Raw genomic sequence first — 24,092 nt, 5'->3', positions numbered from 1 at the left:
AACAGCGGGGCCGCCGTGGCCCTTTCGAATCCCCAATCCCCAATCCCGACTCCCGGCAACAAACATTGACTGGTAGGCTTCACGACCCCCCAACCGGCCACGCGCGGTGATCCAGTTTCAGCGCCTGCACAAGTCCTATTCCGTCGACGGTCGCCAGATCGTGGCGCTGCACCCGCTCGATCTGCGGATCGGCCCCGGTGAGGTGTTCGGCATCATCGGCCATTCCGGCGCCGGCAAATCCACGCTGATCCGGCTGATCAACCGGCTGGAAGAGCCCAGTGGCGGCCGTCTGCTGATCGGCGACGAGGACGTTACCGAGCTGGACAGCCAGGGCCTGCGTGGCTTGCGCCGCCGTATCGGCATGATCTTCCAGCACTTCAACCTGCTGTCCTCGCGCACTGTGGCCGGCAATGTCGCCTTCCCGCTGGAACTGGCCGGCACGCCGCGTGCCGAGATCGATGCGCGCGTGGCCGAGCTGCTGGCCCGGGTCGGGCTGCAGGAACACGCCAACAAGTATCCGGCGCAACTATCGGGCGGGCAGAAGCAGCGCGTGGGCATTGCGCGCGCGCTGGCCACCCGCCCGCAGATCCTGCTGTGCGACGAAGCCACCAGCGCGCTGGACCCGCAGACCACCGCCTCGGTGTTGCAGCTGCTGGCGCAGATCAATCGCGAGCTCAGTCTGACCATCGTGCTGATCACCCACGAGATGGACGTGATCCGCCGGGTCTGCGACCGCGTGGCGGTGCTGGACGCCGGCAAGCTGGTGGAGACCGGCCCGGTGACCGAGGTCTTCCTGCATCCCAAGCACGCCACCACCCGGCGCTTCGTGTCCGAAGCCGAGCATGTGGACGAAGCCGAGCTGCATCGCGATTTCGCCGCGGTGGGCGGGCGCATCGTGCGGCTGACCTTCCTGGGCAACGGCACCTACGAACCTGTGTTGGGCCGCATCGCCCGCGAAACCGGTGTGGACTACAACATCCTGTCCGGGCGGGTGGATCGCATCAAGGACACGCCCTACGGCCAGCTCATCGTCGCCCTGACCGGCGGCGACCAGAACGCTGCACGCGCCGGTTTCGTCGCCGCCGGCGTAGAGGTGGAGGATCTGCGCGTATGACCCCGATCGTTGCTGCCGCCAGCGGCTTCTTCCGCAATCTCGATGCCGCCAAGTGGGGCGATATCGGCCAGGCCACCCTCGATACCTTGCTGATGCTGGCCGGCGCGTTGCCGCTGACCTTGCTGATCGGCCTGCCGCTGGGCGTTGCGCTGTTCCTGTGCGGCGCGCCGCAGTTACGCCGGCGCCCGGTGCTGTACGGCGTGCTGGCGGCGCTGATCAACCTGTTGCGCTCGGTGCCCTTCATCATTTTGATGATCGCGATGATCCCGCTCACGCTGATGCTGATGGGCACCTCGCTTGGCGTCCGCGGCGCGATCCTGCCGCTGGTGGTCGGCGCCGCGCCGTTCTACGCGCGCCTGGTGGAAACCGCGCTGCGCGAGGTCGACCGCGGGATCATCGAAGCCAGCCAGGCAATGGGCGCCACCACCCGGCAACTGGTGCTGCGGGTGCTGTTGCCCGAAGCGCGCCCCGGCCTGATCGCCGGCGCCACCGTGACCACCATCGCGCTGATCGGTTTCACCGCGATGGGCGGTGCGATCGGTTCCGGCGGCCTGGGCGATGTGGCCTATCGCGAGGGCTACCTGCGCTCGCACTCGGACGTGGCACTGATCACGGTCATCGCCTTGCTGGTACTGGTGCAGGTGCTGCAGATGCTGGGCGACCGCCTGGTGGCGCATTACAGCCGGCGTTGAGCCGGTATGCGGCCGTTGGGGCGCGTGTGACCCCAACCGCTGCAGCGCCCCGTCCGCACCGCGCGGTGCATCGCTGCCACACGCCGCGTCTGGTAGGTTGATGACCTGCGGCAGGCCCGCATTCCTCCTCCCACGGATCCCTACATGAGCACATTCGCGTTTCGTTCCCTCCTGGCGGCAGCCACGCTGGCATTGGCCTCCTGTGGCGGCGGCGGTGGCAGTAGCGGCGGCGACACCCTGACCGTGGCCGCCACGGCCGTGCCGCATGCCGAAATCCTGGAAGTGGTCGAACCGCTGCTGGCCAAGCAGGGCGTCAAGCTCGATGTGCGGGTGTTCAACGACTACGTGCAGCCCAACGACCAGGTCGTGCAGAAGCAGATCAACGTCAACTACTTCCAGACCGAGCCCTATCTGGATGCGTACAACCGCGACCGCAAGAGCCAGCTGGTCACCGTCGTGGGCGTGCATATCGAGCCGTTCGGTGCCTATTCGCGCCGCTTCAAGGCCCTGGCCGATCTGCCTACCGGTGCCGACGTGGTGATCCCCAACGACCCGAGCAACAACAGCCGTGCGCTGATCCTGCTCGACAAGGCCGGGGTGATCAAACTCAAGGACCCGAGCAATGCGCTGTCCAGCCAGCGCGACATCGTCGAAAACCCCAAGCAACTCAAATTTCGCGAACTCGATTCGGCCATGCTGCCGCGCGTCCTGGACCAGGTCGACCTGGCGCTGATCAACACCAACTACGCGCTCGATGCCGGGCTCAATCCCACCCGCGATGCGCTGGCGATCGAAAGCAAGGACTCGCCCTACGTCAATTTCCTGGTGGCGCGCGCCGACAACAAGGACGATGCGCGCGTGCAGAAACTGGCCAAGGCGCTGACCAGCCCGGAAGTGAAGGCCTTTATCGAGCAGAAGTACAAAGGCGCGGTGCTGCCGGCGTTTTAAGCGCAGGCAGCGACGGCAAGACACCAGGCGTCTTACCATGACTTGTAGTAATAGATGCCATCGGCCGTCATGACGAGTTTGATGGCATTTCCCTCGCCATTGCGATCGCTCGTGCTGGGGTGAAGCTTGGCGCCCACGATATTGAAGTCGTGCCCGAGCGCCAGCAGGTCTCTCTCGATTTCGAAGCTGCCCAGCTCGTCCTGGTTGGAGATCATGCCGCCTACCAGGAATATGTCGGGTTCCTCCACGCCTTCTTCGCGCATGTCGTTGCGGATTTCGGAAAGCGCATCCTGTATCCCGGAATAATGCAGCAGGCCCAGGATGCCGTGGCCGCGAGAATTGGTTCCCTTCGCGCAAATGCACACGCATGACGACAAGCCGTGCGTGCCGATCGAATCGAATCCATCTTGCGCCAGATTGATGACGATACAGTCGTCCCTATCCACATCCAGTGTCCGGCTGGCCTGGATGTCGCGTGCGGACTGGACTGCGAAGATATGGGATGTGTCGAAGAGTGCGGCGTATTGCCGTTCCAGATCGTGAAATGGCTGAATCTGCTCCCGGGTAAAGCCGTCCGGGATGGGGAATGCGTCGCTGCCGGATGGCCGCGCGCGGCTGGACGCCGGTGCGTGATCGCAATTGCCCGCGTGTCGGCAACACGCTTTCTCGGTCTTGGGCGTGACAACCCCTGGCAGTCGGGGTGGGGCGCTGGCCATTGCGCAGTCTCGTCGGCTGGATCGGCCGAAGGCGGCGGCTCGGCGGTGTCGGCGGCGCCGGTGGATGTGGCGGGTCTGATGGAAGCCGGCTTCATGGAGTCAGGACCGTCCGCGATACACGTCCGGATCCTCGCATCGCCCCTGCGTGGAGAGGCGCCCGCTGCCGAACCGATGGCGCTGGAAAACGAAGTGTTCTGCATCGACGAGACGGATGCGCAGGACCTGTTTCATCGCACCTCTGGCTTTGATCGCGTGGAGGTGCGCGCCGATCCCAAGCTCAACCGTCCGCCGATCCGGTTTCAGCTCGTCAGGCGGGTGTTGGGTCCTTGCTAAAACGGTGCCCGCATCGCAGCGGTGCATTGGCGTGCCAGTGATGTCGGTATGGTCGTTGCCGATCTGGGCAGGGTGCGCTCGATCCTTTCCTGCGCGGTGCACGCTGCCGCGTTCGCCCAGCCGGGTGCGTTCGCGGCGCGGCAGATGGCGCCAAACACGCGCCGCTGCACGTCTGCGTAGTAGCGTCATCGGCCATCTTTCTTCGGCAGTCTCCCGATGCCTTTGCTGCTTGCCATTCCGCTGGCTGTGATCATTGCCCTGGCAGTATTCGTGGTGGTGTTCCCGTTGTCGCTGCTGCAGCGCTTCCGCATGGGCACTGCACGTCGTCAGGCACGCGGCTGGCTGCTGATGATCAACCTGGTGTCGGCGGGCATCTCCAGCGTGCTGTTTGCGATCTTCAGCCTGATCGCGGCGGCGTTCTGGCCCGGCGCGATCAGCCACGCCGCATTCGGCTGGGCCTGCGGGTTGGCGCTCGGTGCGTTGGCCCTGCGCCTGACCCGCTTCGAACGCACCACGCAAGGCCTGTTTTACCGGCCCAACGTCTGGCTGGTCATGGGCTTGACCGCGTTGGTCGTGGTGCGGGTGATCGCCGGGATGGTGCAGGGCTGGCGCAGCGCCTGGCAGGGTGTCGTCTGGCCGACCGAGGGGTGGCTCAGTCATGCCAGCCTGCTCGGCGCCGCCGGCGTCTTGCTCGGTTATGCGCTCGCCTATGCCACCTTGCTGTGGTGGCGCTGGCGCAGCGCACGTCTGCGCGGCAGCGTGTATTGGCGGTGAGTGCGTTTGAGAGTGCGCCAGGCGATTCGGTTTGACCCATGCAAACGGCTGCATCGACGCATGCAGGTGCCCGGCGTCACAGATGCACTAGGCGCGCCAAAGCAGGGCCGGGTACACCTAGGCACACCGCTGTCTGCAGTTGCGTGTGGAGAGCAAACGCTGCACCTCAGATCGCGTCGGAGCGGCCTGCAGGTTGCACATCTCACGCTCCACGCACAAAAAACGGGCCTTTCGGCCCGTTTTTCTTCAACCAACGCCCTGGTGGGCAGTGGCGTGCTTAGAAGCGCGCACCGATGCCGAAGCCAACGGTCCACGGATCCAGTTCCAGCTCGCTGCCGGTACCCTGGCCACCCACGCGCAGTTCCGGACGCGAACGCATGTAGCGGGCGTCGGCACGTGCGAACCAAGTGGAGTTGATGTTCATGTCCACACCAACGGTGCCGATGACGCCCTTGGCAGTGCTCAGGCCCACGTGATCGCCGGTGGTCGAGGCCGCGTCGATCTTCTCGTTGCTGAAGTTCGACTCGTAGTAGCCCACGCCCACGAACGGACGGAACACGTTGTCGGCTTCGCCGAAGTGGTACTGACCGCTGATGGCGATCGGCTGCTGCTCGACGGTACCGACCTTGCCCACGCCATCGGCGTTGACACGGTGATTGAACTTGTCGGCTGCACCCCACAGTTCGACGGCCCAGTTGTCGTTGATGTAGTAGCTGGCGCTCAGCGTCGGTGCCGGGCCGCCATCGACGTCAAGGCCCGGAGCCGGGTTGTTCTTGGGGTTCAGCAGCGCCACGCCACCGACCACGGCCCAATGCTTGCCGGAGGCGGAGGCGGTATCGCCGCCGGTGGACAGCGTGCTGGAAGAAGTCGAGGAGGTGTCGCCGGTATAGGTGGTGTCCTGCGCGAACGCGGACGGTGCAATCGCAAGTGCAGATACAGCAGCCAGGCTCAGGATGGAAATGGAACGCATGAGGGTCTCCTCGTCTTGTTGTTGGGCCCGTGGAGTGGGCCGCGCCAAAACTATTCCCAAAAATCTGAATCCACGCCCACCTGCGGCCCGCTAAAATTTCGTTTGTTCAGGAATTCCCCCAAGAAGGCCGCCGTTACGTCATGCAGTCTGAAAAAGACATTCACGCAGATGCGATTGCCGTGACGAAAAAACACCTCAGCCAAGGCTTGCCAGCGCACATTCGCAGCGATTGCAGGGTGTTGCTGCTTGGTTCGATGCCCGGTGTCGCGTCACTGCAAGCCGCGCGTTACTACGCGCATCCACGCAATCGTTTCTGGCCGCTGATGCATGCCTTATTGGGCATTGATACGACCGCAGGCTATGCCCTGCGCCTGCAAGCATTGCTCGACCATCGCGTGGGCCTGTGGGATGTCATCGGCCAATGCGAGCGGCGCGGCAGTCTGGATACTTCCATTGTGGCAGCGAGCATCGTGGTCAATCCGCTGCCCGCGTTGCTGGCCACGCTGCCGCAGCTGCGCATGGTGGCTTGCAATGGCACTGCGGCAGCACAGACCTGGCGCCGGCACGTACAGCCGCTGCTATCGGCGCAGCTGTGCGCGCTCCCAGTCCTTGCGTTGCCATCCACCAGCCCGGCCAATGCCGCCTGGTCGCTACCGCGGCTGGCGGCCGCCTGGCAGCCGCTGTGCGATGCGGTGCGCTAGCCGGTGGGGGACAACGCAAGGTGAGTGTGGAATGCGAGCGTCGCTGCGAACCGCGCTGCGGTCGCGGTGCCCCGCACCGATTGTCGATGCACGCTGCCGCACCGCTGTCGACACCCGCGCTGCGTGTCGCGGCCATTGGCCAGAAGTCATGCCAGCCTCCGGCACGGGTCTGCGTGCCAGCGTTGCAGGCATGCTGCAGCCAGCCCGCAACGGAGTGGCGAGATGGCGATCAAGCACGCAATCACGATGGCAGCAGCTGCGTTGTTCGGGCTGTTGAGCGGCGCAGGGGTGGCCGCTGCCAAGGACCAGGACCTGCACTGCGAGGTCAGCAGCGGTTACGACCTCACGCTCAACCCACGCAGCCTGATCCTGATCCGCGAATCAGGCACGCCGCAGCGGCTGGTGATGCGCCAGGGCGCGCTGTTCGTCGACGACCGCTGGGTGGCAGTGAGCGCTGACGATCGCGCCCGCCTGATCCAGTTCGAACGCCAGACCCGCGATGTGGTGCCGCTGGCGCAGGACGTCGGGCGCGAAGCGGCCGATATCGCAGTCACCGCATTGGGTGAGGTGGCCGCCGGCTTCAGTCGCAGCCCGGACGCCACGCGCGCGCAGCTGGCGAACGTGCGCGCGAAGATCGATGCGCGCTTGAAGCAGAGCTTCAGCAAAAGCCAGTTGACCCCGGTCGATATCGACGACGACATCGGTGCGCTGGTGGCCGAGATGCTGCCGCAGCTGATCGGCGATGTGGTGGCCGGTGCGGTGCAGTCGGCAATGACCGGAAATGACGTGCAGCTGCGTTCGCTCGATGGCATGGAGGCGCGCATCGAGCGCCTGGTCGAGCCGCAGGCGCGTGCATTGCGGCCGCGCGCGCAGCAGTTGTGCCAGCGCCTGGAGGCACTCGATGCGCTGGACAATGCGCTGGCGTATCGTTTGCCGTCGGGCGAGCCACTGCAACTGTTGCGGGTCGATCGGCCCGCGGCGAAATGATCGGCGCACGCGCGCATGCGGACGCTGCATCCCGCCGGGCGTGCGATTTTTTGCACGGCAATGGTTGGCGCTGCGGCCCGCAGCCGGCCACAATAGGGGTTTCCCCATTCTGTTGCCGGAGTTCCCCGTATGGCCGAAATCAAGGAAGCACTTGTCCCCGATATCGGTGACTACAGCGACGTCCCGGTAATCGAGGTGCTGGTGTCCGTCGGCGATACGGTCAGCAAGGACCAGAGCCTGGTCACGCTGGAATCGGACAAGGCCACCATGGAAGTGCCCTCGTCGGTGGCCGGCGTGGTCAAGGAGATCAAGGTCAAGGTCGGCGATGCGCTCTCGCAGGGCGCGCTGGTGGCGTTGATCGAAGTGGCCGATGCCGGCGCCGAGACCGCCAAGCCCGCCGCTGCCCCGGCACCGGCCGCCAAGGCCGAACCTGCCGCGCCTGCCGCCTCCTCGAATGGCGGCCTGATCGAGGCGCGCGTGCCCGATATCGGCGACTACACCGACATCCCGGTGATCGAAGTGCTGGTGGCCGTGGGCGATACCGTCGCCAAGGACCAGAGCCTGGTCACGCTGGAATCGGACAAGGCCACGATGGAAGTCCCGTCCTCGGCCGCCGGCGTGGTCAAGGAACTCAAGGTCAAGGTCGGCGACACGCTCTCGCAGGGCAATGTGGTGGCGATCATTGCCGCCAGCGATGGCGGCACCGGTGCGGCGCAGTCGCCGGCCAAGCCCACCACCGACACCGCCGAAACCGCGGGCAAGGTCGAGCCGGTTGCCGTCCCGGCCGAGCCGGACAAGCTGGCCCAGCGCGAGATCGCGCAGGTGCAGGGCGGCCGTTCCGGCGCTGGCACGCAGGCAGCGCAGGGCGGCCAGCCGTCCGCGGGCAACCCGAGCAGCCCGCCGGTGACCTTCGATGCGGACAGCGTGCTGCCGTCCAAGGTGCCGTATGCCAGCCCGGTGGTGCGCGTGTTCGCACGCGAACTGGGCGTGGACCTGAACCAGCTCAAGGGCAGCGAAAAGGGCGGCCGCATCACCCGTGAAGACGTGCAGCGCTTCGTCAAGGCCGCACTCAGCGGTGGCGTACCTGCCGCAGCCGGCGCGGCGCCGGCCGGTGGCGGCAACGGTCTGAACCTGCTGGCCTGGCCGAAGGTGGACTTCAGCAAGTTCGGCGAGACCGAGACCCAGCCGCTGTCGCGCATCAAGAAGATTGCCGGTGCCAACCTGGCGCGCAACTGGGCCATGATTCCGCACGTCACCCAGTTCGAGTCGGCCGACATCACCGACCTGGAAGCCCTGCGCGTGGCGCTCAACAAGGAGAACGAGAAGGCCGGCATTAAGCTGACCATGCTCGCGTTCCTGATCAAGGCCAGCGCCGCGGCACTGAAGAAGTTTCCCGAGTTCAACGCCTCGCTGGATGCGGCCGGCGAAAACCTCACCCTGAAGAAGTACTTCCACATCGGGTTTGCGGCCGATACGCCCAACGGCCTGGTCGTGCCGGTGATCCGCGATGTCGACAAGAAGGGCGTGCTGCAGATTGCGCAGGAAAGCGGCGAGCTGGCCAAGAAGGCCCGCGACGGCAAGCTGGGTCCGGCCGACATGAGCGGCGGTTGTTTCTCGATCAGTTCGCTCGGCGGTATCGGCGGCACCGCGTTCACGCCGATCATCAATGCGCCGGAAGTGGCGATCCTGGGTGTGTCCAAGTCGGCGATGCAGCCGGTCTGGAACGGCAAGGACTTCGCGCCCAAGCTGATGCTGCCGTTGTCGCTGAGCTACGACCACCGCGTCATCGACGGCGCCTTGGCAGCCCGTTTCACCACCTACCTCAGCCAGGTGCTGGCCGACATGCGTCGCGTCCTGCTGTGAGGGCCGCGCTGCTGACCATCGCCGCGCTCGGCCTGCTGCCGTGGACAAACGTGGCCGCACGCGAATGCGAGAGCACGCTCGGCCGCGGCTGGCCGCCGGCCGTGGGCAACTACGGCACTGCGGTCACCACGTTGCTGGATGGCGGCACCAAGCCGGCCTTGTCGTTGCTGACCCTGCCCACGCGGGGCGTGGAGAGCGCGGTGTCGCTGGTGCCGGGCAAGGAGGGCGCCGACTGGACCCTGCGGCATAGCCGCGCCGAGGAGCGCGTCTACAGCTGGGTCAGCCAGACCGACCGCGGCAGCGTGCAGTTCCGCACTGAGCAGACCCCGGAAACGGTCGAGATCCCGATACCGGCGCCGTTGGCCAAGCGTCTGGTCAGCAACTGGACCAACACGCTGACCCAGCTCGCGCCGAACGGACGCACCGCGCCGGTGAGCGAGGGCGAAGTGCTCTCGTTCCAGGTCGATGGCGTGCGCTACAGCGGCGCTCGCCCCAGCTGCGGTGCCGGCGAGTTGCTGCTGAAACAGGCCGCGCTGCTGATCGAAGCCAGCGAAGGCAAGGAAAAGAAGCGCGACAAGCGCTGGACCCAAATCGAATCGTCGCTGGATGAACTCCAGCAGACGCTTGCCGGCACGGCCGGTTGAGCTACAGGAGAAGCAAATGGCGGTCATTGAAATCAAGGTTCCCGACATCGGCGATTACAGCGATGTCCCCGTCATCGAAGTGCTGGTCGCCGTTGGCGACAGCGTGGCCAAGGACCAGGGCCTGGTGACGCTGGAGTCGGACAAGGCCACGCTGGAAGTGCCGTCCTCGGCTGCCGGCGTGGTCAAGGAGCTCAAGGTCAAGGTTGGCGATACCCTGTCCGAAGGGGCGGTGGTGCTGCTGCTGGAAACCGAAGGCGAGGCCGCCGCGCCGGCCAAGGCTGAACCCAAGGCTGCCCCGGCCGCTGCAGCGCCTGCCCCCGCACCGGGCAGCAAGCCGCCGGTGACGCCGTCGCACGGCGCTCCAGCCGAGCCGGCTGCGCCCAAGCCGGCGCTGGCCAGCGGCAAGCCGGCCGACATCGAATGCAAGATGGTGGTGCTCGGCGCCGGCCCCGGCGGCTACACCGCTGCCTTCCGCGCGGCCGACCTGGGCCTGGACACGGTGCTGGTCGAGCGCTATGCCAGCCTGGGCGGTGTCTGCCTCAACGTCGGCTGCATCCCGTCCAAGGCGCTGCTGCATGCCGCCGCGGTGATCGATGAAGTGGCCCATGCCGGCGACTTCGGCGTGGACTTCGGCCAGCCCAAGATCACCCTGGACAAGCTGCGCGAGTACAAGGAAAAAGTGGTCGGCAAGCTCACCGGCGGGCTGGCCAGCATGGCCAAGCAGCGCAAGGTACGCACCGTCACCGGCGTGGCCAGCTTCGTCTCGCCCAACGAACTGGAGATCGTCGGCGCCGACGGCACCACCCAGCTGCTGCGCTTCGAGCACTGCATCATCGCCGCCGGCTCGCAGGCGGTGAAGCTGCCCAACTTCCCGTGGGACGACAAGCGCGTGATGGACTCCACCGACGCGCTGGAACTGCACGACATCCCCAAGACCCTGCTGGTGGTCGGCGGCGGCATCATCGGCCTGGAAATGGCCACGGTGTACAGCGCGCTCGGCAGCAAGGTCACCGTGGTCGAGTTCATGGACCAGCTGATGCCGGGTGCCGACAAGGACCTGGTCAAGCCGCTGGCCGATCGCTTGAAGAAGCAGGGCGTCGAGGTCCATCTCAAGACCAAGGCCACCGACGTCACCGCCGACAAGAGCGGCATCACCGTGTCCTTCGAAGCGGCCGCGGAAGGCGAAAAGCCCGGTCTGCAGGCCACCACGTACGACCGTGTGCTGGTCGCCGTGGGCCGCAGCCCCAACGGCAAGAAGATCGGCGCGGACAAGGCCGGCGTCACCATCACCGAGCGCGGCTTCATTCCGGTCGACCGGCAGATGCGCACCAACGTGCCGCACATCTTCGCCATCGGCGACATCGTCGGTAACCCGATGCTGGCCCACAAGGCCACCCACGAAGGCAAGCTGGCCGCCGAAGTGGCTGCCGGCGAGAAGAAGGAATGGGTGGCGCGGGTGATCCCGTCGGTGGCCTACACCAACCCGGAAATCGCCTGGGTCGGCGTCACCGAAACCGAAGCCAAGGCCAAGGGCCTGAAGGTCGGCGTTGCCAAGTTCCCGTGGGCCGCCAGCGGCCGCGCGATCGGCATCGGCCGTACCGAGGGCTTCACCAAGCTGATCTTCGACGAAGAGACCCATCGCGTGATCGGTGGCGCCATCGTCGGCGTGCATGCTGGCGACCTGCTGGCCGAGATCGGCCTGGCGATCGAGATGGGTGCCGAGGCCGAAGACATCGGCCACACCATCCACGCGCATCCGACCCTGAGCGAATCGGTCGGCATGGCCGCCGAGGTCTACGACGGCACCATCACCGATCTGTACATCCCCAAGAAGAAGTGATGCCGCTCCGCACGACCGTGCTACGTGTGGCACGGTCGCCGCGGTAGTGACGCGACGCATGGAGGTCGCCGTGGGGCAGGGCAATCTGTGTCCCGAACTGCAGGCGCTGCTGCAGCGCGAACTGGCCAGCGGCAACCGCATCGCCGAGCCGCCGCAGCGGACCGACTGGCCACATCCGGGCTCGGTGTTCGTCTCGTTGAAGCGCGACTTGCGCAGCGACGTGGCGTCGCTGCCGGCGACGGTGCAGCATGCGATCTGCACCGATCCGCACTACGGTTGGCATGACGAGTGCTACTGCACCACGCACCAGCATCTGTTGGTGGCCGGTGCGACCAAGCCCCCGTGAGCGTGTGCACCCAGCTGCCAGGTGGCTGCTGCCGGGTCGGTTACCTGCCACGCACCGGTTAAACGACAAAACCCCGCATCGCTGCGGGGTTCTGCATGAAGCTGCTTTTCGGATCCCGGGTCCCGGGGCCGGAAAGAATCAGAACGCGAGCGTCACGCCTGCCACCGGGCCCTTGAACTCCTGCTTCAGGCCGACCAGGCCGTCGCTGCCCTCGCGGTCCACGTCCAGCTTGAACCAGTCGTAGCCGGCGAAAATGCCGAAGTTCTTGGTGAAGCGGTATTCGGCAATGGCGTTGGCGCGGCTCAGGTCGCCGTCGTAGTCGCCGAAGTCGCCCCAACTGGTGTTGAGGTACTGGCCCTGCACGTTGAACAGCCAATGTTCGCTGGGACGCGCGGTGAAGCGGATGCCGACGACCGGCGCAACGCCGTCTTCGCTTTCATCCAGGACATCGCCACTGAACAACGTACCCAGATCGGCGTAGGCATTGGCCTCGACCTTGGCGTACTCGGCGCCGATCTGCAGGCCCAGGCTGAATTCCGGAGAATCGATCACCGAGTAGTCGTACACGAAAGTGGCGACCTGGTACTTCAGCTCGCCCTTGATGAAGCTGCCCGACGGCACGGTCACGCCACCGGCGCTCAGGTCCTGGCTCAGGGTCTCGCGACGATCCTTGTCGTACTTGAAGTAGTCGAAGATCAGGCGCTGGCGGGTGCTGATGCGGAACACGCCATCCACGCGCGGCTCCCATTCCTTGCCGCCCAGCTTGAAGTCTTCGTTGACCGAGACATTGTTGCCGGCCAGCAGCGTGTTGCCGCGGATGGTGTTGTCGTTGTCGACATTCATCGCGCCGAGGCGGAGCTGGAAGCGATCATCGGTGTCTTCGGCGTGTGCGGGCGCGATATAGGCGACGGCCAGGACGCACGGGATCGCCAGTGCGAGGAGGTGTTTCATGGGAGCTCCGAATTCTTGGAATGGTCAGGCGGTTCGGCCTGTGCAGCGCATAGTCGATAAGCGCGCGTCTTTCAAAAGTGAAGGGGCCGTCCAATCAGCGTGAAGGCGGCCGTAGCAATCGGACAAAACGGTCCGCTTCGCTAGTCCTTTGGTCGAGTCATGGAACGCGTGCAACGTCACTGCCACGGTCGTCCAGGAGCCAGGCAAACCAAGCGTTCGATTGGACCGCGGATGGGAAGGTCGCGGGGTGCGACAAAATGCGTACAAAAGCAGGAGCCCCGGTCTCCCAGGGCTCCTAGACGCGGCCTGCGGCGGTACCTTTCGACGAGGATGTGCAGGCCTCACAAGTTATGACCGCCAGTTTGTGGCAAAGTTCCCACCCGCTGCGGCGGCCGCCGCGTGGTGCATCGCAGCAAGCGATGACCTCTGCCGGTTGTCTCGCAATTTGTCCCATTGCTATACTTTCGCGGCTCGACGAGGCGCAACTGCGCTTCCCACTCATTCACACGTAAGGTAACCGTAGTGCTGAACTCCGTTGACGCGGGTCGGCGGTTGATGCTGCGCGCTGCGGTATATCCGCTTGCCGCCGTAGCTATAACCAGTCTGGGGTTGCTGTTGGTCGGTCCCCGTTACGCTGCCGGTCTGGCATTGACCGGATTTGCGACGGTGCTGGGCGGTTGGGTTGCGGCACGTACCGCGCTAGGCGGCGGTATCCAGGCAGCGGGCATCGCCATGGTGCGGCTGATCCTGGCGATGGTGCTGAAGTGGGTGTTGGTTTTCGTGGCGCTGGCGCTGGGCTTCGGCCTGTGGCGGCTGCCTCCTCTGGCTTTGCTGGCAGGTATCGCCATCGGGCTGATTTTTCAGGTTCTGGCTCTGGCCAGGCGTTGATTCGAACTTAAAAGGGCTCCGGACACATGGCGGGCGAGGCAGCAACACCTACCTCCTATATCCAGCATCACTTGCAGAACCTGATCGTTCCGGTTCGCGATGGTGGCGGCACGTTTTGGACCATCCACCTCGACACCCTGATCATGGCGGTGTTGATGGGTCTGGTCATGGTCCTGGCGTTCTGGACGGCGACCCGCAATGCCACGGCCGGTGTGCCGGGCAAGTGGCAGGCATTCGTTGAGATCTGCCTGGAGTTCGTCGATCGCCAGGCCAAGGACACCTACCACGGCAGCAGCAAGCTGGTGACCCCGATCGCGATCACCATCTTCTTCTGGATCCTGTTGATGAACCTCATCAAGATGATCCCGGCCGATTTCATCGCCATCCCGCTGGGCTGGGCCGGCGTGCACGCCTGGAAGCCGGTGCCGACCGCCGACGTCAACGCCACCTTGGGCATGTCGATCAGCGTGTTCTTCCTGATGATCGTGTTCTCGCTGCGCTCCAAGGGCGTGGGCGGCATGACCAAGGAATTCCTGACGGCGCCGTTCGGCAAATGGATGATGCCGTTCAACCTGCTCTTGAACATCGTCGAGTGGCTGAGCAAGCCGATTTCGTTGGCGATGCGACTGTTCGGCAACATGTTCGGCGGCGAGATCGTCTTCCTGCTGATCTGGGTGCTGGGCGGTGCGGGCATCGCCGGCATGGTCGCTGGCGGCGCATTCGGCCTGGGCTGGATGCTGTTCCACCTGCTGGTGATTCCGCTGCAGGCCTTCATTTTCATGATGCTGTCGATCGTGTATCTGAGCCTGGCTGAAGACAGTCACTGAGTTTGCGTCACCCTTCATCTGCTTTATTCCGCTTCATCCATCACCCTTAGAAACTTTCGTTCGGAGATCACCATGTACCTCGCCGTCCTGACCAACCTCGCTCAAGTCCAGAGCTCCACCGTCCTCGCCGTCGGCATCATGATCGGCCTGGCCGCGCTGGGTGCCGGCCTCGGTCTGGCCATCATGGCTGGCAAGTTCCTGGAATCGGCTGCGCGCCAGCCGGAACTGATCCCGGTGCTGCAGGTGCGTATGTTCATCACCGCCGGCCTGATCGACGCCGCGTTCATCATCAGCGTCGCTGTCGGCCTGCTGTTCGCCTTCGCCAACCCGCTGGCCCAGGTGTTCATCGAGCGTCTGTCGCAGGCTGCCGGCTGATCCAGCGGTAGCAGGATGTGGATGCAGCCCTTGGCGGTTGCATCCGCGGATGAAGGTCGGAAAGCGCCGCCGTGCGGTGGCGCTTTCACCCCTAAACAGCGATTGAGCGACCCATGGATATCACCCTTACCATCTTTGCCCAGGCGCTGGCCTTCGCCGGTCTGATCTGGATCGTCGCGACCAAAATCTGGCCGCCGCTGCTGCAGGCGATCGAAGAGCGTCAGCAAAAGATCGCTGAAGGTCTGGCTGCGGCCGACCGTAGTCAGAAGGATCTGGCGCAGGCGCAGGAAAAGGTCAACGAAGCACTCAAGGACGCACGCACCAAGGCCAACGAGATCATCGATCAGGCCCATGCGCGCGCCAACCAGATCATCGAAGCGGCCAAGCTGGAGGCAATTGCCGAAGCCAACCGTCAGAAGGATCTGGCGCAGACCGAAATCGACGCATCCGCCACGCGTGCCCGCGAGGAGCTGCGCAAGCAGGTCTCGGTGCTGGCCGTCAGCGGTGCAGAAAAGCTGCTCAAGCGCGAAATCGACGCCAACGCCCACAAGGCGCTGCTCGACGAGCTGGCGGCGGAGATTTAAGCGATGAGTCAGGCCCTCACCCTTGCCCGTCCCTACGGCCGTGCCGCGTTTGCGATCGCGCGTGAGGGCGGCAACTTCGCGCCCTGGTCCGATGCGCTGGCGTTTTCGGCGCAGGTGGCCGGCGACCCGCGCGTGGCCGCATTGCTGCTCAATCCGGCCCTGGGCCAGGACCAGGCAGTGACGCTGCTGGCCCCGCCGCAGGCGGGCGAGGACTATCTGCGTTTCCTCGGCGTGCTTGCCGATGCGCAGCGGCTGTCGCTGCTGCCGGAAGTGGCAGGCTTGTACGAACAACTGCGTGCCGAGGCCGAACATGTCGTCAAGGCGACGGTGACCTCGGCCGCTGCAATGAGCCAGACCGAACTCGACACGATCGCGGCTGCGCTTAAGAAGCGCTTCGGCCGCGACGTGGACATCACCACCGCAGTCGATGCGTCGCTGATCGGCGGCGCGGTGATCGACACCGGCGACGTGGTCATCGACGGCTCGCTGAAAGGCAAGCTTGCGCGTCTGCAAAGCTCGCTCGCCCACTGAATTCACATAAACGCATGGCCCTTGCGGCCGGCACCTAGGACTGAACGATGGCAACCACGCTCAACCCCTCCGAAATCAGCGACCTGATCAAGACCCGCATCGAGGCGGTCAAGCTGTCCGCAGAGTCGCGCAACGAAGGCTCCGTGACCAGCGTGTCCGACGGCATCGTGCGCATCTTCGGCCTGGCCGACGTGATGCAGGGCGAAATGATCGAACTGCCGAACAACACCTTCGCGCTGGCACTGAACCTGGAGCGCGATTCGGTCGGCGCCGTGGTGTTGGGCGATTACGAGAACCTGCGCGAAGGCGACGTGGCCAAGACCACCGGCCGCATCCTGGAAGTGCCGGTCGGTCCGGAACTGCTGGGTCGCGTGGTCAACGCACTGGGCGAGCCGATCGACGGCAAGGGCCCACTGGGCGCCACCCAGACCGCACCGGTGGAGCGCGTTGCGCCCGGCGTGATCTGGCGTAAGTCGGTCGACCAGCCGGTGCAGACCGGTTACAAGTCGGTCGACGCGATGATCCCGATCGGTCGTGGCCAGCGCGAGCTGGTCATCGGCGACCGTCAGACAGGCAAGACCGCGCTGGCGATCGACGCGGTGATCAACCAGAAGGGCACCGGCATCAAGTGCGTGTACGTGGCGATCGGCCAGAAGGCCTCCACCGTTGCCAACATCGTGCGCAAGCTGGAAGAAAACGGCGCGCTGGCGCACACCGTGGTGGTGGCTGCGACCGCCTCCGAATCGGCCGCGATGCAGTACATCAGCCCCTACGCCGGCTGCACGATGGGCGAGTACTTCATGGACCGCGGCGAAGACGCGCTGATCGTGTACGACGATCTGTCCAAGCAGGCCGTGGCCTATCGCCAGATCTCGCTGCTGCTCAAGCGCCCGCCGGGCCGCGAAGCCTATCCGGGCGACGTGTTCTACCTGCACTCCCGCCTGCTGGAGCGCGCCGCGCGCGTGTCCGAGGAGTACGTGGAGAAGTTCACCAATGGTGCGGTGACCGGCAAGACCGGTTCGCTGACCGCGCTGCCGATCATCGAAACGCAGGCCGGCGACGTGTCTGCGTTCGTGCCGACCAACGTGATCTCGATCACCGACGGCCAGATCTTCCTGGAAACCGACCTGTTCAACGCCGGTATCCGTCCGGCGGTCAACGCCGGCATCTCGGTGTCGCGCGTCGGTGGTGCGGCCCAGACCAAGATCATCAAGAAGCTGTCCGGCGGCATCCGCATTTCGCTGGCGCAGTACCGTGAGCTGGCGGCGTTCGCGCAGTTCGCCTCGGACCTGGACGAAGCCACCCGCAAACAGCTCGAGCGCGGTCAGCGCGTCACCGAGCTGATGAAGCAGAAGCAGTACGCGCCGATGTCCATCGCCAACCAGGCGCTGTCGATCTACGCCGTCAACGAGGGCTACCTGGACGACGTGCCGGTCAACAAGCTGCTGGCGTTCGAAGAAGGCCTGCACGCGCACTTCGCCAACACCCAGGGCGAGCTGGTCTCCAAGATCAACAGCACCGGCGGTTGGGACAACGACATCGAAGCCAGCTTCAAGAAGGGCATCGAAGAGTTCAAGACCACGGGCACCTGGTAAAGGCGCCGGGATTCGGGATTGGGCATTCGGGATTTGTAAGAATGGTGGATCGAGGTCTGTTGATCCTCGACCATCGTTTCGAGTCTCCAAATTAGGTATTCGGAAGTCGTGGTGCGGGACGTGGGAGGCTTTGGCCATTCCCGAATCCCGATTCCCGATTCCCACGAGCGAAGCGAGCGAGCAATGGCAGGCGGACGCGAAATCAAAACCAAGATCAAGAGCGTGCAGAACACCCGCAAGGTGACGCGCGCGCTCGAAATGGTCTCGGCCTCCAAGATCCGCAAGGCGCAAGAGCGCATGAAGACCTCGCGTCCGTATGCGCAGGCGATGAAGCAGGTGATCGGGCATCTGGCGCAGGCCAGCACCGATTTCCAGCATCCGTTCCTGATCGAGCGCGAGCAGGTCAAGCGGGTCGGCTACATCGTGATCTCGTCCGACCGCGGCCTGGCCGGCGGTCTGAACAACAACCTGTTCCGCAAGATGCTGGGCGAAGTGCTCCCGTGGCAGGACAAGGGCGCCGAGGTCGACGTGGTGACCATCGGTCAGAAAGCCTCGGCGTTTTTCCGTCGCATCAAGGTCAATATGGTCGGCAGCGTGACCCACCTGGGCGACGGCCCGCAGGTGGAACAGCTGATCGGTGTGATCAAGGTGATGATCGATGCCTTTATCGAAGGCAAGGTGGACCGCGTTTACCTGGTCTACAACCGCTTCGTGAATACCATGACGCAGAAGGCCAGCTTCGATCAGCTGCTGCCGCTGCCCGCCGCCGAGCACAAGGTGGCACACCACGATTGGGATTACCTGTACGAACCCGATGCCGCCACCGTGCTGGAGCACGTGATGACGCGTTACATCGAGTCGCTGGTGTACCAGGCCGTGCTGGAAAACGTGGCCTCCGAACATGCCGCGCGCATGGTGGCGATGAAGGCCGCCAGCGACAACGCCAACAAGATGATCGGCACCTTGCAATTGGTCTACAACAAGGCACGTCAGGCGGCGATCACCCAGGAAATTTCGGAAATCGTCAGCGGCGCGGCCGCCGTATAAGCACCGCCGGGATTGGGGATTCGGGATTGGTAGGAGCGCAGCGGACTGCGCCTTTGCAAATCCCCAATCACGAATCCCAAATCACAAAATTCCACGAGATGGCATCTGCCACTCGGACAGAACAAAGCTAACCGGAGCAGCAAAATGAGTCAGGGCAAGATCGTTCAGATCATCGGCGCGGTCGTCGACGTCGAATTCCCGCGCAATGAAGTGCCGAAGGTGTATCACGCGCTGAAGGTCGACGGCACCGACATCACCCTGGAAGTGCAGCAGCAGCTCGGCGACGGCGTCGTGCGCACGATTGCGCTCGGCTCCACCGATGGCCTGAAGCGCAACCTGGTCGCCACCAACACCGAACGCGCGATTTCGGTGCCGGTCGGTGCCGGTACGCTGGGTCGCATCATGGACGTGCTGGGCCGCCCCATCGACGAAGCCGGCGACGTGCAGGCCTCGGACCATTGGGAAATCCATCGCGGCGCACCGTCGTACGAAGACCAGTCCTCCAGCACCGAATTGCTGGAAACCGGCATCAAGGTCATCGACCTGATGTGTCCGTTCGCCAAGGGCGGCAAGGTCGGCCTGTTCGGCGGCGCCGGCGTCGGCAAGACCGTCAACATGATGGAGCTGATCAACAACATCGCCAAGGCGCACTCGGGTCTGTCCGTGTTCGCCGGCGTGGGCGAGCGTACCCGCGAGGGCAACGACTTCTACCACGAGATGAAGGACTCCAACGTCCTGGACAAGGTCGCGATGGTGTACGGCCAGATGAACGAGCCGCCGGGCAACCGTCTGCGCGTGGCGCTGACCGGCCTGACCATGGCCGAGTACTTCCGTGACGAGAAGGACGCCAGCGGCAAGGGTAAGGACGTGCTGCTGTTCGTGGACAACATCTACCGCTACACGCTGGCCGGTACCGAAGTGTCCGCGCTGCTCGGCCGTATGCCGTCGGCGGTGGGTTACCAGCCGACCCTGGCCGAGGAAATGGGCGTGCTGCAGGAGCGCATCACCTCGACCAAGAGCGGTTCGATCACCTCGATCCAGGCCGTGTACGTGCCTGCGGACGACCTGACCGACCCGTCGCCGGCGACCACCTTCGCCCACCTGGACTCGACCGTCACGCTGAGCCGTAACATCGCCTCGCTGGGTATCTACCCGGCCGTGGATCCGCTGGACTCCACCAGCCGCCAGATGGATCCGCTGGTGATCGGCCACGAGCATTACGACACCGCCCAGCGCGTCCAGCAGACCTTGCAGAAGTACAAGGAACTGAAGGACATCATCGCCATCCTGGGCATGGACGAGCTGAGCGAAGAAGACAAGCAGTCGGTGTCGCGCGCGCGCAAGATCGAGCGCTTCTTCAGCCAGCCCTTCCACGTGGCCGAAGTGTTCACCGGCTCGCCGGGCAAGTACGTCTCGCTGAAGGACACCATCCGCGGCTTCAAGGCAATCTGCGACGGCGAATACGACCACCTGCCGGAGCAGGCGTTCTACATGGTCGGCAGCATCGAAGAAGCCGTCGAGAAAGCCAACAAGATGAGCGCCAAGGCCTGATGCGATCCCAGCCGCTACGCGGCTGGAATCGGGAATCGGGAATCGGGAATCGTAAAGGCGGGTCATCGGTGGACTGGAATTGAACGGAATCGGAAAAGCGTGCAGCCAGCCGCTCTTCCCATTCCCGATTCCCGACTCCCGATTCCCCGCCTCACTACAGTGAGGCACCATGAGCACTATCCGTTGCGACATCGTCAGCGCCGAGAAGGAAATCTTCCACGGTGAGGCGACGCTGGTCGTGGCCACCGGCGAGTTGGGCGAGCTGGGCATTGCGCCCAAGCACGCGCCGCTGATCACCCGCCTGAAGCCGGGCAAGGTGGTGGTGACCACCGCCAATGGCGAACAGCTGGATTTCGCCATTTCCGGCGGCATCCTGGAAGTGCAGCCGCAGGTGGTGACCATCCTGGTCGACACCGCAGTGCGTGCGCAGGACATCGACGAAGCGGCCGTGCGCAAGGTCAAGGAAGAGGCCGAGCGGCTGCTGGCCAACCGTGGCAACACGGTGGACGTGGCCGAGGCACAGCGTCAGCTGGCCGAGGCGACAGTGCAGTTGCAGGCGCTGGAGCGCTTGCGTCGCAACCTCAAGCACTAAGCGGTGGTCTGCCCGCCTTCAAGGTGGGCGTGCACGTCAGGCAGCTGCGCCTTCGTCTGCAGCTCAGAAGTTCGAAACGCCGACCGTCGTGTCGGCGTTTTCGTTTTTGGAGCCCCGCGTGCGGCTGCGTGAATCCGCCGCAGCGCGCGGCAGGCACACTGCGTGCCTTGGCGCACCGCTGCACCGCAGCGGTGCATGGCAACGTTATTCCGGCACGTTGAGGAAGATGGCATGACCCGTTCGATCGATGGCATTCGCGCTTACATGGTGAGCGGCCTGTTGGCCGCCGGACTGCTGGGATGCGCATTGCCGGCGCGCAGCCAGCCGCCGCTGGATCTGTTGATGGACCGGATCGTGCAGCGCAATGCCATTGGCGACGCGGTAGCGCTAAGCAAGTGGGACAGCGGCAAGCCGGTGCTCGATCAGGCGCGCGAGGCGGCGGTGCTGCAAAGCGTGCGCGATCAGGCGCCCGCGCATGGGCTGGATGCCGACGATGCGGCACGCTTCTTTGGGGCGCAAATCGAGGCCAACAAGTCAGTGCAGTACGCGCTGCTGAACCGTTGGCACGAACGCGGACGCGCGCCGAACACCGCACGTCCGGATCTCGCGGCGCTGCGCACTCGCCTGGATCAACTGCAGGGCGAACTGCTCGATGCGCTGGCCGATGTGGCGTCGGCACGCAGCGCGCCCGGCTGCCCGGCCAGCACCGCGCGCGCTGCGGCGCATTACGCAGAGCAGTGGCAGCTGGATGCGCTGCATCGCGCGGCACTGGTGCGTGGCCTGGGCGATTTTTGCCACTGATCCACAACGCTCACGTGTCTGCGAGACCAACGCGCTGTCGGGCGGTGAGAGCGGTCGACAAAACGTTTGCGCATTCGCCTGGTGGTGACGGCCGCGGTTTTGTCGCCGCATCCTGGTGGATGCAGTCAGACGTCCAGATCGAACGCTGGGCGTGTCCAAGGCGCGGTGGCCTCGGCGCTAGCGGGACGCGCCGTCATCCCGTGCCGTGGAAGCGATGGCGCGGCATCCGTCCCGTCAACGGTCATGCAACCGGCGAGGTTGCCGCACCCGAAAGGTCGCTGGCAGCCTGGTTGAAGGCCACGTACGCTGCCAACGCGACTGCTGCATGCCCGCCGACCGGCGCGGACCCGGCGCGGCATGGATGCCGCGGAAGAGCCATAAGGATGTCCGCGCGATCGATCAGCACGGGAGAAGAGGCCGTGACTGTGCTGCGCATGTCTGCACGCAAGCGGTGTCTTTCTGCGTCATATCGTCATACGACCGAGCAATCGCTCGGCGCCTGCGCATGCATCGATCAGCGATACACCACGTGCCGACCCAGGAAGAACGACACGATCGCCAGGCCGCCTTCGACCAGCGGTTTTGCCAGCCATGCCTGACGCAGGCCGAGTAGGTCGACCGTGGTCGCGAGCAGCCAGGTGCTGATCAGCGTGAGCGTCAGCCACATCACCGCGAAGCGGCGGAAGCGTCGCCAACCCAGCCGCGCATCGCCTTGCTGGGCGAAGGTATAGCGGCCGTTGAGCCAGAAGCCGAGCATGGCGCCGCCGATGCGCCCAAGCAGATTGGCGGGCACTGCAGGCATGCCTGCGGCGGTGGCGGCGATGAAGATGCCGCAATCCACGGCCAGTTGCAGCGCGCCAATGATCATGAACTGGCTGCCTTGGCGGAACAGACTCATGCGTGCAGGGGACGGGAACGGGGCGCCCATCCTAGCGGCTGCCAGGCGCAAACGTCGTTAGCGCGGGCGAACGCGGCATCCGGACAACGACGCGACGCTGGCGCAGCGACTAGAATTTGGACATCTCTCTGCCTGGAATGTCTTGATGACCCTGCCCCTGCACGTTGTGATCCTGGCCGCGGGCGAAGGCAAGCGCATGCGCTCGTCCCTGCCCAAGGTGCTGCAGCCGCTGTCGGGCCAGCCGATGCTGGCGCATGTGATCGCCACTGCACGGCAGCTGCAGCCGGCGGCGATCCATGTCGTGTACGGGCATGGCGGCGATCAGGTGCAGGCAGCCTTCGCCGATCAAGACGATCTGCAGTGGGCCGAACAGCGCGAGCAGTTGGGCACCGGACACGCCGTGCAGCAGGCCATGCCTGCGATTCCCGATGCGGCAACGGTACTGGTGTTGTATGGCGATGTGCCGCTGATCCGCAGCGAGAGCCTGTTGCAGTTGCTGCATGCACCGGGCCGCATGGCGGTGCTGGTCGCCGAACTGGCCAATCCCACCGGCTATGGGCGCATCCTGCGCGACGCGGAGGGCAAGGTGGCCGCGATCGTCGAGCAGAAGGATGCCAATGACGAGCAGCGCCGCATTCGCACCATCAATACCGGCATCCTCACCGCTGAATCCACCGCACTGCGCCGTTGGCTGGCCGGCTTGTCCAACGACAATGCGCAGGGCGAGTTTTATCTCACCGACGTGTTCGCCAGCGCCGCAGCCGATTTCACGCCGGCCGACATGGTGCACGTGGCCGACCCGCAGGAGGTGGAAGGTGCCAACGACCCGTGGCAACTCGCCCAGCTCGAACGTGCCTGGCAGCTGCGCGCCGCGCACACGCTTTGCCTGCAAGGCGTGCGCATGGCCGACCCGGCGCGTGTGGAGCAGCGTGGCAGCGTGCAGGTGGGCCGCGATGTGCAGCTGGATATCGACGTGATCCTGGAGGGCGAGGTCACCTTGGGCGATGACGTGGTGATCGGGCCGTTCGTGCGCTTGCGCGACGTGACGCTCGGTGCCGGCACGCATGTGCGTGCGCACAGCGATCTGGAAGGCGTGGTCACCGAAGGCGCGGTGCAGATCGGTCCGTTCGCGCGTCTGCGCCCCGGCACCGTGTTGGCTGATGGCGTGCATATCGGCAATTTCGTGGAGACCAAAAAGGTCACCATGGGCGTCGGCAGCAAGGCCAACCATCTGACCTATCTGGGCGATGCGGTGATCGGCAGCAAGGTCAACATCGGCGCCGGCACCATCACCTGCAACTACGACGGGGTGAACAAGTCGCAGACCACCATCGGCGATGGTGCGTTTGTCGGCTCCAACAGCGCACTAGTGGCGCCGATCGAGATTGGCGCCAATTCCACCATCGGCGCCGGGTCGGTGGTCACCAGCGATGCGCCAGCGGGCCAACTCACCGTGACGCGTGCGCGTCAGACCGTGATCGAAGGCTGGAAGCGGCCGACCAAGAAGTCGCCGTAGTGCCGCGG

At 64.9% G+C, this 24,092-nt stretch carries 26 protein-coding genes; 22 read left to right on the top strand and 4 right to left on the bottom strand.

Annotation, left to right across the window (positions count from 1 at the left end):
• Nucleotides 1-106: 106 nt before the first annotated feature.
• From FLG15_RS18165 to FLG15_RS18155, 3 genes are all read left to right on the top strand, one after another.
• On the top strand, nucleotides 107-1,114 hold the full coding sequence (locus FLG15_RS18165) for a methionine ABC transporter ATP-binding protein (RefSeq protein WP_057687050.1): 1,008 nt from the start codon (nucleotides 107-109) through the stop codon (nucleotides 1,112-1,114).
• Nucleotides 1,111-1,806, top strand: a complete 696-nt coding sequence (locus tag FLG15_RS18160) for a methionine ABC transporter permease (RefSeq protein WP_057679280.1) — start codon at nucleotides 1,111-1,113, stop codon at nucleotides 1,804-1,806. Before FLG15_RS18165 ends, FLG15_RS18160 begins: the two co-directional genes overlap by 4 nt.
• A gap of 144 nt (nucleotides 1,807-1,950) precedes the next feature.
• Nucleotides 1,951-2,754: a MetQ/NlpA family ABC transporter substrate-binding protein gene (locus tag FLG15_RS18155; RefSeq protein WP_057679279.1), complete on the top strand. Its 804-nt coding sequence runs from the start codon at nucleotides 1,951-1,953 to the stop codon at nucleotides 2,752-2,754.
• Nucleotides 2,755-2,786: 32 nt separating this feature from the next.
• On the opposite strand, the gene xopAK is transcribed toward FLG15_RS18155, so the two are convergent.
• Nucleotides 2,787-3,470, bottom strand: coding sequence for a XopAK family type III secretion system effector (gene xopAK / locus FLG15_RS23575; RefSeq protein ID WP_280514385.1), 684 nt, complete (start codon nucleotides 3,468-3,470; stop codon nucleotides 2,787-2,789).
• 45 nt (nucleotides 3,471-3,515) lie between these two features.
• Here xopAK and FLG15_RS18145 point away from each other — a divergent pair, with 45 nt between their 5' ends.
• Complete coding sequence (locus FLG15_RS18145; RefSeq protein WP_081022966.1) at nucleotides 3,516-3,803, top strand: hypothetical protein; 288 nt, start codon at nucleotides 3,516-3,518, stop codon at nucleotides 3,801-3,803.
• 216 nt (nucleotides 3,804-4,019) lie between these two features.
• On the top strand, nucleotides 4,020-4,577 hold the full coding sequence (locus tag FLG15_RS18140; protein ID WP_017157469.1) for a CcdC protein domain-containing protein: 558 nt from the start codon (nucleotides 4,020-4,022) through the stop codon (nucleotides 4,575-4,577).
• Nucleotides 4,578-4,854: 277 nt separating this feature from the next.
• On the opposite strand, the gene FLG15_RS18135 is transcribed toward FLG15_RS18140, so the two are convergent.
• The gene (locus FLG15_RS18135) at nucleotides 4,855-5,547 is read right to left on the bottom strand and encodes an OmpW/AlkL family protein (RefSeq protein WP_150146960.1); all 693 of its coding nucleotides are present in this window, start codon (nucleotides 5,545-5,547) and stop codon (nucleotides 4,855-4,857) included.
• A 140-nt stretch (nucleotides 5,548-5,687) separates the two neighbouring features.
• Between FLG15_RS18135 and FLG15_RS18130 the strand changes: the two genes are divergently transcribed.
• The 6 genes from FLG15_RS18130 to FLG15_RS18105 all read left to right on the top strand — a co-directional run bounded on the left by FLG15_RS18130 (nucleotide 5,688) and on the right by FLG15_RS18105 (nucleotide 11,928).
• Complete coding sequence (locus FLG15_RS18130; protein WP_057679278.1) at nucleotides 5,688-6,248, top strand: DNA-deoxyinosine glycosylase; 561 nt, start codon at nucleotides 5,688-5,690, stop codon at nucleotides 6,246-6,248.
• A gap of 222 nt (nucleotides 6,249-6,470) precedes the next feature.
• Nucleotides 6,471-7,235, top strand: a complete 765-nt coding sequence (locus tag FLG15_RS18125; RefSeq protein ID WP_057679277.1) for a DUF2884 family protein — start codon at nucleotides 6,471-6,473, stop codon at nucleotides 7,233-7,235.
• A gap of 129 nt (nucleotides 7,236-7,364) precedes the next feature.
• Nucleotides 7,365-9,098, top strand: a complete 1,734-nt coding sequence (locus tag FLG15_RS18120; RefSeq protein ID WP_057679276.1) for a dihydrolipoyllysine-residue acetyltransferase — start codon at nucleotides 7,365-7,367, stop codon at nucleotides 9,096-9,098.
• On the top strand, nucleotides 9,095-9,742 hold the full coding sequence (locus FLG15_RS18115; RefSeq protein ID WP_017155245.1) for a hypothetical protein: 648 nt from the start codon (nucleotides 9,095-9,097) through the stop codon (nucleotides 9,740-9,742). Before FLG15_RS18120 ends, FLG15_RS18115 begins: the two co-directional genes overlap by 4 nt.
• Before the next feature lie 16 nt (nucleotides 9,743-9,758).
• Complete coding sequence (gene lpdA / locus FLG15_RS18110) at nucleotides 9,759-11,582, top strand: dihydrolipoyl dehydrogenase (RefSeq protein WP_057679274.1); 1,824 nt, start codon at nucleotides 9,759-9,761, stop codon at nucleotides 11,580-11,582.
• Between the two features lie 58 nt (nucleotides 11,583-11,640).
• The gene (locus FLG15_RS18105; RefSeq protein WP_017155243.1) at nucleotides 11,641-11,928 is read left to right on the top strand and encodes a hypothetical protein; all 288 of its coding nucleotides are present in this window, start codon (nucleotides 11,641-11,643) and stop codon (nucleotides 11,926-11,928) included.
• 138 nt (nucleotides 11,929-12,066) lie between these two features.
• On the opposite strand, the gene FLG15_RS18100 is transcribed toward FLG15_RS18105, so the two are convergent.
• Complete coding sequence (locus tag FLG15_RS18100; RefSeq protein ID WP_057679273.1) at nucleotides 12,067-12,879, bottom strand: hypothetical protein; 813 nt, start codon at nucleotides 12,877-12,879, stop codon at nucleotides 12,067-12,069.
• A gap of 522 nt (nucleotides 12,880-13,401) precedes the next feature.
• Here FLG15_RS18100 and FLG15_RS18095 point away from each other — a divergent pair.
• The 10 genes from FLG15_RS18095 (at nucleotide 13,402) to FLG15_RS18050 (ending at nucleotide 21,670) form a co-directional block, all read left to right on the top strand.
• Nucleotides 13,402-13,767 (top strand): hypothetical protein, encoded by a 366-nt coding sequence (locus FLG15_RS18095; protein ID WP_005920882.1) that lies wholly within the window; start codon nucleotides 13,402-13,404, stop codon nucleotides 13,765-13,767.
• A 26-nt stretch (nucleotides 13,768-13,793) separates the two neighbouring features.
• On the top strand, nucleotides 13,794-14,594 hold the full coding sequence (atpB, locus tag FLG15_RS18090) for a F0F1 ATP synthase subunit A (RefSeq protein ID WP_005914709.1): 801 nt from the start codon (nucleotides 13,794-13,796) through the stop codon (nucleotides 14,592-14,594).
• A 72-nt stretch (nucleotides 14,595-14,666) separates the two neighbouring features.
• Nucleotides 14,667-14,969: a F0F1 ATP synthase subunit C gene (gene atpE / locus FLG15_RS18085; RefSeq protein WP_002814105.1), complete on the top strand. Its 303-nt coding sequence runs from the start codon at nucleotides 14,667-14,669 to the stop codon at nucleotides 14,967-14,969.
• Between the two features lie 113 nt (nucleotides 14,970-15,082).
• Nucleotides 15,083-15,553 (top strand): F0F1 ATP synthase subunit B, encoded by a 471-nt coding sequence (locus tag FLG15_RS18080; RefSeq protein ID WP_003483999.1) that lies wholly within the window; start codon nucleotides 15,083-15,085, stop codon nucleotides 15,551-15,553.
• 3 nt (nucleotides 15,554-15,556) lie between these two features.
• Nucleotides 15,557-16,084: a F0F1 ATP synthase subunit delta gene (locus FLG15_RS18075; RefSeq protein ID WP_057679272.1), complete on the top strand. Its 528-nt coding sequence runs from the start codon at nucleotides 15,557-15,559 to the stop codon at nucleotides 16,082-16,084.
• Between the two features lie 47 nt (nucleotides 16,085-16,131).
• On the top strand, nucleotides 16,132-17,679 hold the full coding sequence (gene atpA / locus FLG15_RS18070; RefSeq protein ID WP_057679271.1) for a F0F1 ATP synthase subunit alpha: 1,548 nt from the start codon (nucleotides 16,132-16,134) through the stop codon (nucleotides 17,677-17,679).
• A 183-nt stretch (nucleotides 17,680-17,862) separates the two neighbouring features.
• On the top strand, nucleotides 17,863-18,726 hold the full coding sequence (atpG, locus tag FLG15_RS18065; protein ID WP_150146957.1) for a F0F1 ATP synthase subunit gamma: 864 nt from the start codon (nucleotides 17,863-17,865) through the stop codon (nucleotides 18,724-18,726).
• A 144-nt stretch (nucleotides 18,727-18,870) separates the two neighbouring features.
• Complete coding sequence (gene atpD / locus FLG15_RS18060) at nucleotides 18,871-20,277, top strand: F0F1 ATP synthase subunit beta (RefSeq protein WP_017155237.1); 1,407 nt, start codon at nucleotides 18,871-18,873, stop codon at nucleotides 20,275-20,277.
• A gap of 169 nt (nucleotides 20,278-20,446) precedes the next feature.
• Nucleotides 20,447-20,869, top strand: a complete 423-nt coding sequence (locus tag FLG15_RS18055) for a F0F1 ATP synthase subunit epsilon (protein ID WP_003484011.1) — start codon at nucleotides 20,447-20,449, stop codon at nucleotides 20,867-20,869.
• 231 nt (nucleotides 20,870-21,100) lie between these two features.
• Nucleotides 21,101-21,670: a chorismate mutase gene (locus tag FLG15_RS18050; RefSeq protein ID WP_150146954.1), complete on the top strand. Its 570-nt coding sequence runs from the start codon at nucleotides 21,101-21,103 to the stop codon at nucleotides 21,668-21,670.
• A gap of 514 nt (nucleotides 21,671-22,184) precedes the next feature.
• Here FLG15_RS18050 and FLG15_RS18045 read toward each other — a convergent pair.
• Nucleotides 22,185-22,568: a GtrA family protein gene (locus tag FLG15_RS18045; protein WP_017155234.1), complete on the bottom strand. Its 384-nt coding sequence runs from the start codon at nucleotides 22,566-22,568 to the stop codon at nucleotides 22,185-22,187.
• Nucleotides 22,569-22,713: 145 nt separating this feature from the next.
• On the opposite strand from FLG15_RS18045, the gene glmU reads away from it, so the two are divergent.
• Nucleotides 22,714-24,084 (top strand): bifunctional UDP-N-acetylglucosamine diphosphorylase/glucosamine-1-phosphate N-acetyltransferase GlmU, encoded by a 1,371-nt coding sequence (gene glmU / locus FLG15_RS18040; protein ID WP_150146952.1) that lies wholly within the window; start codon nucleotides 22,714-22,716, stop codon nucleotides 24,082-24,084.
• Nucleotides 24,085-24,092: the final 8 nt, after the last annotated feature.

The organism is Xanthomonas phaseoli pv. dieffenbachiae (assembly GCF_008639345.1).
GTDB classification, from domain to species: Bacteria; Pseudomonadota; Gammaproteobacteria; order Xanthomonadales; family Xanthomonadaceae; genus Xanthomonas; species Xanthomonas phaseoli.
Note: the sequence above shows the minus strand (reverse complement) of the source record. Positions and strands in the feature narration are given on the sequence as shown.